General features: G+C 40.5%; 6 protein-coding genes. 5 read left to right on the forward strand and 1 reads right to left on the reverse strand.

The genetic code is table 11. The features are described from left to right. From metG to ACEW8O_RS11710, 5 genes are all read left to right on the forward strand, one after another. Nucleotides 1-757: methionine--tRNA ligase subunit beta (metG, locus tag ACEW8O_RS11690; protein ID WP_373494810.1), on the forward strand; the 757-nt coding region annotated here is incomplete at its 5' end. Nucleotides 758-1,038: 281 nt separating this feature from the next. Continuing rightward, nucleotides 1,039-2,466, forward strand: coding sequence for a circularly permuted type 2 ATP-grasp protein (locus ACEW8O_RS11695; RefSeq protein WP_373494811.1), 1,428 nt, complete (start codon nt 1,039-1,041; stop codon nt 2,464-2,466). Between the two features lie 149 nt (nt 2,467-2,615). Beyond that, complete coding sequence (locus ACEW8O_RS11700; RefSeq protein WP_373494812.1) at nt 2,616-3,596, forward strand: alpha-E domain-containing protein; 981 nt, start codon at nt 2,616-2,618, stop codon at nt 3,594-3,596. Then, nucleotides 3,593-4,348 (forward strand): peptidase, encoded by a 756-nt coding sequence (locus tag ACEW8O_RS11705; RefSeq protein WP_373494813.1) that lies wholly within the window; start codon nt 3,593-3,595, stop codon nt 4,346-4,348. Before ACEW8O_RS11700 ends, ACEW8O_RS11705 begins: the two co-directional genes overlap by 4 nt. Continuing rightward, nucleotides 4,345-5,187, forward strand: coding sequence for a transglutaminase domain-containing protein (locus tag ACEW8O_RS11710; RefSeq protein ID WP_373494814.1), 843 nt, complete (start codon nt 4,345-4,347; stop codon nt 5,185-5,187). The genes ACEW8O_RS11705 and ACEW8O_RS11710 overlap by 4 nt, the downstream gene beginning before the upstream one ends. A gap of 71 nt (nt 5,188-5,258) precedes the next feature. Here ACEW8O_RS11710 and ACEW8O_RS11715 read toward each other — a convergent pair. Continuing rightward, on the reverse strand, nt 5,259-5,472 hold a 214-nt coding region (locus ACEW8O_RS11715), incomplete at its 5' end, for a hypothetical protein (protein WP_373494815.1).

The raw sequence follows: 5,472 nt of genomic DNA on the forward strand, positions 1-5,472 counted from the left end.
GTTTCCGGAGAAGATTGCTGCTTCTATAGAGCGGTATAGGTTCAGGGAAGCTTTGTCGATTGTGATGGACTTTGCTAGAACAGGCAATAAATATCTGGCTGAAACTGAACCCTGGAAAACCATCAAAGAGGACAAAGAAAGAACAGGTACAATCCTGAACATTGCGCTGAATATTGCCGCAAATCTTGCGATTGTGGCAGAACCTTTTCTTCCATTCACATCAGACAAAATATATGGTATGTTCAATCTGGAAGGTTTGGGCTGGGAACAGGCCGGAAACGGTGATTTATTAGAGATTGGAATCAGCATCAATCCTGCGGCACTTCTTTTTGATAAAATTGAAGACAGTGCGGTGGAAGCCCAGGTCAATAAATTATTGGAATCCAAAAAGCAAAATGAACTGGCCAATGCGGTAGCTGCCCCGATGAAGGACATCATCACCTATGACGATTTTGCAAAGTTGGATATGCGGGTAGTGAAAGTGCTGACCGCCGAACCCATGCCCAAATCCAAAAAACTTTTGCGGCTAACGGTGGAAACAGGCTTGGGTGTGAAAACCGTTTTGAGCGGAGTAGCAGAACATTTCAAGCCTGAGGATTTGATTGGAAAACAAGTGACCATGTTGATCAATCTTGCGCCAAGGAAGATGATGGGGGTGGATTCTGAAGGGATGATTTTGATGGCGGAAGATAGGGATGGCAGGCTTAGGCTTTTGCAGCCTAATGAAGCGACCGCGAGTGGTTCTACGATTTCCTGATCACCAAATAGCGTAATGATAAGCTTTGGGTCTTAATTGATCTAAAGCTTTTTTTGTGTGTTTTAAGAATAGGTCAATTCGATATCCTTGATTGTGTGTTTTTTTTATCCCCAAAGTTTTAAGCCTCAAATAACATGGATTCTGTAAATAAACTGTTTGGTTTTGGATTTTAATGATATCAATTTGGATATGTTATTATAATTGAGTTGATTTTTTTGTTTGACTTTTTTAAAAACACTATATTCAAGAATATCATCTATAATTGAACAAATTTTAAATCTATGGAAACAAATCAATACCAAGTTGGGGGGAATTATGACGAAATGTTTGCTGATGAGGTTAATTGTAGGAGTCATTATCAGGATTTTTTAAACATTTTGAAGAAAACCTCCTCAAAAAGAATGTCACATTTACAATTTTCTGCAAATAAGACTCAAGTTGCCATGGGAATGACTTTTAATGTTTACCATGATAATCAGGGAACAGAAAAGATTTTGCACCTTGATATTATCCCAAGAATTATCCCGAATAAGGAATGGATCAAATTGGAAGCAGGATTAAAACAAAGGATTCACGCTCTGAACCTATTCCTTCAGGATATTTATAATGACAGGAAAATATTAAAGGACAAGGTTGTTCCGGAGGAATTGATCCTTAAATCCAAAGATTACCTCGAACCTTGTATAGGCCTGACCCCACCCAAGGGTATTTGGTGCCATATAACCGGTACGGACCTTGTCAGGGACAAGAATGGTGAATATTACATTTTGGAAGATAATCTACGCTGCCCGTCCGGAGTATCCTATATGCTGGAAAGTCGGGAGATCATCAAAAGAGCATATCCCGACCTCTTCAATCAGCTTGGCGTAATGCCGGTTTCAGATTATCCGACCAAGTTGCTGAAAATGCTGCAGTTTTTATCCAACAAACCCAATCCTGTTGTAGGGGTTTTAACTCCCGGGATTTACAATTCGGCATATTATGAGCATTCATACCTAGCCCTGCAAATGGGAGTGGAATTGGTGTCAGGAGTAGATCTGATTGCTAAAAACAATAAGGTCTTTATGCAGACTACTAAGGGGTTGGAGCAAATAGATGTGTTATATAGAAGAATTGACGATACATTTTTAGATCCTTTGGCATTCAATCCCGATTCGATGCTGGGGGTGCCCGGTTTGTTTGAGGCATATAAAGCTGGTAATATAGCGATGGCCAATGCCCCCGGTACAGGCGTGGCTGACGATAAAGCAGTCTATGCCTACGTTCCCAGGATAATCAAGTACTATCTGGATGAGGAACCGATTTTAAATAATGTGCCTACTTACCTGTGCAGAGAAGAAAAGGACAGAAATTATGTACTGGAAAATATAGAACAATTGGTTGTAAAAGAAACCAATGCAGCGGGAGGTTATGGTATGCTGATAGGCCCAAAAGCCTCTAAAGAAGAACATGACAAATTCCGTGGATTGATCAAAGGTAACCCCACCAATTATATAGCCCAACCCACCTTGTCTCTTTCCACAGTTCCGACTTTGACCGACGAGGGGATTGAAGGCCGCCATGTGGACTTAAGACCATATATACTTTATGGTGAAGAGATTGAAGTCATTCCCGGCGCACTCACCAGAGTGGCCCTGACCAAAGGTTCCCTTGTAGTCAACAGCTCCCAAGGCGGTGGCAGTAAGGATACATGGGTGCTGTATAAGTAAGCAGTGGTCAGTGGTCAGTGGTCAGTAAGCAGTGGTCAAGTAGGTTCAAATTATTCCGTCTTCCGTCTTCGGTCTTCCTTCTCACCCCGATAGCTTTCGGTACTAAAATCTACAATCTAAAATCTAACATCTAAATTCTAAAATTAAACATGCTAAGTAGAGTTGCAAATTCCATTTATTGGCTTGGTAGGTACCTGGAAAGGGCTGAAAATTATTCCAGGTTCATTGATGTCAATTTTAACCTGATGCTGGACTTGCCTCCGGATCTTAAAGAACAGTGGGAACCTTTGGTGTTTGCCACCGGCGATGGTCAATTGTACACTTCAAAACACAAAGGATTTGACAGGAAGGAGGTCATTTATTTTTTGACTTTTGATACTGACAATCCAAATTCAATTATCTCTTCAGTTTCTTTTGCAAGGGAAAATGCCAGGGTAATAAGGGAAAATCTTACAAAAGAAACCTGGGAAAAACTTAATGAGCTTTACCACTTTGTGCTGAAGCGTGCGGGAAAGAAAGATTGGAACAGAGAGGATCCCAGGGTGTTTTTTGAAAGTGTGAAAAACCAACTCCTTCTACTCTATGGACTATCGGAAAGTACCGTAGCAAGAACTGAGGGTTGGTATTTCAGGCAACTGGGCCTCTATCTAGAGCGTGCGGACAAAACCAGTAGGATTTTGGATGTAAAATACCACATGTTGCTACCTTCTCCCAATATGGTAGGAACACCCCTTGACTTCTTACATTGGACTGCCTTATTGAAGTCCGTAACAGCTTTTAATACCTACAGAAGACTGTATGGCACCATTGAACCGGACAAGGTGATCAGTTTGCTCTTTTTGAACAAATATTTTCCCAGGTCTGTATTCTACTGTCTGGTTGAGGCAGAAAACTGCCTCAATAAAATTTCCGGTGGATCAAATGGAGGGATAAGGAACAGTGCTGAAAATGAAATCGGTGCTTTGAGATCAAAACTTGAGTTTGCAGATGTCAATGAAATCATCAGTAGTGGCCTTCATGAGTACATTGATGACCTACAAGTGAAAATAAATAGTATATCAAATAAAATAGATGCCAACTTCTTTCAAATAAAGGATAACTTTGCCAGTCAACATAGTAATCAAGAATGACCTTTTGCTTAGGAATCAAAACCAAACATGGCTTGATAGGCCTTGCTGACACCAGAATCACATCCGGAAACGAGACTACCACTTCCAAAAAAGTATTTACAGTCAACCGGGAAAAACATTCTTTTTTCATTATGACTTCCGGATTACGTTCTGTGAGGGATAAAGCCATCACTTACTTTACAGAGGTAATAGAAGAACAGGACCAAAATTTCAATAAGCTCTACAAAGCTGTCAATGAATTTGGCAATCAGGTCAAGCGGGTGGCCAAGGAAGACAAAGAATACTTAGAGGAGTCGGGTTTATCATTTAATCTGTTTTCGGTGATAGGAGGACAACTTGAAGATGACAAAGAACCCAAATTGTACCTTTTATATCCTCAGGGAAATTGGATTGAAATCCGAAAAGGGACTCCTTTTGTCATCATAGGCAATACCGGTGCGGGAAATCCTGTTTTGAGACGGTCATTGGGATATGATGATTCTCTGGATTATGCATTGAAATGTGCTTTTTTGGCTTTTGATGCGACCATGATATCTGCCAACGACGTGGATTTTCCATTGGATACTGTCATTCTCGAAAATGATAGTTACCATACCATTGAAAGGCGGTTTGAGAAGAAAGAATTGGAACATATTTCGGTTTTTTGGAACAGTAGGTTGAAATCAGCCATTCACGAATTGCCGGCAGAAATTTTAAAAAGAGCTTTTATAGAAGAACCGGAAATGAAAGTGTTTACCAATGGAAGCAAATGAAACTCCACATCCAACATCTTACAAAATACCAATATGGGGAGAAAGTTCCGCTTAATCCACATCAGTTGTTTTTGATTCCCCAGCAGAGAACTTATTTCAAAATCAAAAAAGCGAATTGGAATATTTCCCCTGAACCTGTGGGTAAAAATGAAAGAATAAATGCCGAGGGCAATCCCTTTTTTCAGGTAGCATTCAACATTGAAACGGATGTTTTGGAGGTCAATGTCGATCTGGAAATTGAAACATTTGACTTTAATCCTTTTAGTTTTATCCTTTCTCCAAATATTCCTTATCCATTCGATAGTTTTGAATATCACGGAAATACCGGTGAGTTTTTGAGAATATATCAAAAAGCAGCAAGCGAACCTGAATTGACTGCATTTGGACTTTCCATCATGAGCCAATCTGCTGATATTGTCACTTTTTTGGTCAACCTATTGGATAAAATCCACCAAAATTGGATCCATGGATTGCGCTTTGAACCGGGTCTTTTAACACCCATGGAGACATTCTCAAGTAAGGAAGGATCTTGCAGGGATTTGTCATGGATGCTGATGGCGTTGTTGAGGAATTTGGGTATGGCAACAAGGTTTGTCAGTGGATATGCTTACAATCCTGAATTGGATGCAGGTCATGAGCTTCATGGATGGATAGAAGTTTATCTTCCCGGAGCGGGTTGGGTCGGCCTTGATCCGAGCTTGGGGCTTTTCACTGACCATAATTATATACCATTGGCCAGCAGTTTTCATCCCTCCCATACATTACCGATTTCGGGAACTTATGGAGGATTAGCCGCTTCAAGTTTTACCTCAGAGGTTTGGATTAAGGAGATTAGTTGAGTTTGTATTCAGGGTTATCTTTACTTTGGGATTGCCACGTCACACGGAGGGTTCCCAAATTAGAAAGTGATTTATTGCTCCCTGCCAAAATGGGCAGGCAAGCTACCATTGACAGATTTAGAAATTAATGGTTTAGAACTATGAATAGCATTCAAATCTTGTAAATGACTTTGCCTTGTCACCTCGATCCCGATAGCTATCGTGGAGAGAGGTCTATGGCCTGATGTCATTACCAATTCTGAACATTTTAATAATGTTGGGGACTCAGAATGACGGCTGCCTAGA

It is taken from the genome of Aquiflexum sp., from assembly GCF_041749095.1.
Classification (GTDB): Bacteria; Bacteroidota; Bacteroidia; order Cytophagales; family Cyclobacteriaceae; genus Aquiflexum.

Coding starts and splice junctions, on each gene's coding strand:
- ACEW8O_RS11695 (WP_373494811.1), top strand. CDS start 1,039: ATGGAAACAAATCAATACCAAGTTGGGGGGAATTATGACGAAATGTTT.
- ACEW8O_RS11700 (WP_373494812.1), top strand. CDS start 2,616: ATGCTAAGTAGAGTTGCAAATTCCATTTATTGGCTTGGTAGGTACCTG.
- ACEW8O_RS11705 (WP_373494813.1), top strand. CDS start 3,593: ATGACCTTTTGCTTAGGAATCAAAACCAAACATGGCTTGATAGGCCTT.
- ACEW8O_RS11710 (WP_373494814.1), top strand. CDS start 4,345: ATGAAACTCCACATCCAACATCTTACAAAATACCAATATGGGGAGAAA.